The sequence below is a fragment of the Bacillus haikouensis genome, from assembly GCF_013179555.1.
GTDB classification, from domain to species: Bacteria; Bacillota; Bacilli; order Bacillales; family Bacillaceae_B; genus Rossellomorea; species Rossellomorea haikouensis_A.
On record NZ_JABMCR010000447.1, the window covers coordinates 1 to 2,311 of the forward strand.

Annotated in this window: 4 protein-coding genes; all 4 read right to left on the reverse strand. The window is 44.3% G+C overall.

Annotation, left to right across the window (positions count from 1 at the left end):
* Window positions 1-803 (reverse strand): F0F1 ATP synthase subunit alpha (locus HP456_RS22920; protein ID WP_512698783.1); only part of this gene is annotated, 803 nt, incomplete at its 3' end.
* A gap of 27 nt (window positions 804-830) precedes the next feature.
* On the reverse strand, window positions 831-1,367 hold the full coding sequence (locus HP456_RS22925; RefSeq protein WP_172255377.1) for a F0F1 ATP synthase subunit delta: 537 nt from the start codon (window positions 1,365-1,367) through the stop codon (window positions 831-833).
* Window positions 1,364-1,882 carry a F0F1 ATP synthase subunit B gene (locus HP456_RS22930; protein WP_172255379.1) on the reverse strand — a complete coding sequence of 173 codons (519 nt, stop codon included), beginning with the start codon at window positions 1,880-1,882 and terminating at the stop codon, window positions 1,364-1,366. The genes HP456_RS22925 and HP456_RS22930 overlap by 4 nt, the downstream gene beginning before the upstream one ends.
* 145 nt (window positions 1,883-2,027) lie before the next feature.
* Window positions 2,028-2,240, reverse strand: a complete 213-nt coding sequence (atpE, locus tag HP456_RS22935) for a F0F1 ATP synthase subunit C (RefSeq protein WP_032086923.1) — start codon at window positions 2,238-2,240, stop codon at window positions 2,028-2,030.
* Between the last annotated feature and the right edge of the window lie 71 nt (window positions 2,241-2,311).

Sequence of the window (2,311 nt, forward strand, 5' to 3'; positions counted from 1 at the left end):
GAAGCCTGCTTGGAAAGATCATCATATACAACAAGAACGTGCTTGCCGTTATGCATGAATTCTTCACCCATCGTGATACCGGCATAAGGTGCTAAGAATAGCATTGGAGCCGGTGAAGCAGCTGATGCTGTTACAACGATTGTGTAATCAAGGGCACCATGCTTACGTAATGTTTCCACTGCGTTACGTACAGTCGATTCTTTCTGACCGATTGCAACATAGATACAGATCATATCCTGGTCTTTTTGGTTCAGGATCGAGTCAATTGCAACAGATGTTTTACCTGTTTGACGGTCCCCGATGATTAATTCACGTTGACCGCGGCCGATCGGAACTAGAGCGTCGATCGCTTTGATACCTGTTTGAAGCGGCTCGTGTACGGATTTACGATCCATAACACCAGGTGCTCCGCTTTCAATTGGACGCGTTTTTGTAGTGGCAATCGGACCCAGGCCGTCTACAGGCTGTCCAAGTGAGTTTACTACACGTCCTACCAGTTCTTCTCCTACTGGAACTTCCATGATACGTCCAGTACGACGAACCTCATCGCCTTCACGAATGTCAGTAAATGGTCCGAGAATGATGATACCAACGTTGTTTTCTTCTAAGTTTTGTGCCATACCCATGACACCGTTAGAAAATTCAACAAGCTCTCCAGCCATGACATTGTCGAGGCCATGAGCACGAGCGATACCGTCACCGATTTGGATAACTGTACCTACATCGCTTACTTTCATCTCAGACTGATAGTTTTCAATTTGCTTTTTTATCAGCGCGCTGATTTCTTCCGCCTTGATGCTCATGAATTTCACCCCTCATTTATACGAAAGTTAACGAATTAGTTCACGCTCAAGACGAGTCAATTTACCTTGCAGGCTGCCATCATAGATGCGGGTTCCGATTTGAACCTTGATGCCGCCGAGTAAATGTTCGTCTGTCACATTGGTAATTCTTAATGATTGTTTTCCGACTTTCTTAGCAAAAGAAGATGATAGTGCTGTCTTTTCATCTTCTGTCAGCGGACGTACAGAATACACAGTCGCATCTGCAATTCCGCGTGCTTCATTGGTTAATTCGATATATCCCTCAACCAGGCCAGTGATCTCGGACGTACGGTGACGGTCCGTCATGATCATGAGCGTGTTAAGGACAAACGGTGAAGCTGTTTGAAATGCTTCCTGGATGATTGACTTCTTTTTCGCCAGCGTAAGCTTCGGATTTTCGAAAAGAGCACTTAATTCTCTGTTCTCCAAGAAAACCGCTCTTACTGCACGCAGCTCTTCTTCGATTGCTTCAAGCTGATTATGTTCTTTGGCAATTTCGAAAAGAGCTAACGCATAGCGTTTTGCAACTGTAGAGTAGCTCATCGCTCTTCCCCTACCTCTTGAATATAATCGTTAATTAACTTCTGTTGATCTTCAGCAGAAAGTTCTTTCTCGATGACCTTAGAAGCAATAAGTACGGATAGTGATGCAACCTGTTTCTGCAGTGCTGCAACCGCTTGTTCCTTTTGCGTTTCAATTTCGCGTTTCGCAGATTCTTTCAGACGTTCTGCTTCCTGACGTGCAACCGTGATGATTTCTTCACGCTGCTCCACGCCTTGTTTCTTAGAGTTCTCGATCATAGCCTGAGCTTCTGTGCGGGCTTCTTTAAGAAGCTGACGCTGCTCTTCCAGAACCTTGTTTGCTTCCACACGGCTTTGTTCAGCCGCAGAAATCTCTCCGGCGATATGGTCTTCACGCTGCTGCATGATTCCCATTAATGGACCCCAGGCAAATTTCTTAAGAAGTGCCATAAGGACCAGGAACATGACAAGCTGGAAAAGGATATCCCCGCTATTGAAACCGCCACCTGCACCTAAAACGAATGCGTTTGTTAACATACTCGATTCACTCCCTTCAAGAATCGATTGGATCTTATTTTTATAAATTGAACAATCTATACTTGCAAGAATTCTTTCAGTACACAGGAATGGCGAAGATAATCGTCAAGACGAACTTCGCCATTAATTAATTGTGTCAGTTCTATTAGCTTCCAAGAGCGATGAAGGCAATAACTACACCGATGATTGGAAGTGCCTCAACTAGTGCGATACCGATGAACATTGTTGTTTGAAGAGTACCTCTTAATTCCGGTTGACGTGCAATTCCTTCTACTGTACGGCCAACGATCAGACCGTTACCAATACCTGCTCCAAGTGCTGCTAAACCAACTGCGATTGCTGCTGCGATAAGACTCATTCTAAAGTTCCTCCTTTAATGTATAAGAAAAATGTTTTTTACTATATATGTTTGTCCACCGTAATGAACAG

What these genes read in the sequence shown, in the direction of transcription:
- HP456_RS22925 (WP_172255377.1), bottom strand. Translation starts at nt 1,367, where the DNA reads ATGAGCTACTCTACAGTTGCAAAACGCTATGCGTTAGCTCTTTTCGAA.
- HP456_RS22930 (WP_172255379.1), bottom strand. Translation starts at nt 1,882, where the DNA reads ATGTTAACAAACGCATTCGTTTTAGGTGCAGGTGGCGGTTTCAATAGC.
- atpE (WP_032086923.1), bottom strand. Translation starts at nt 2,240, where the DNA reads ATGAGTCTTATCGCAGCAGCAATCGCAGTTGGTTTAGCAGCACTTGGA.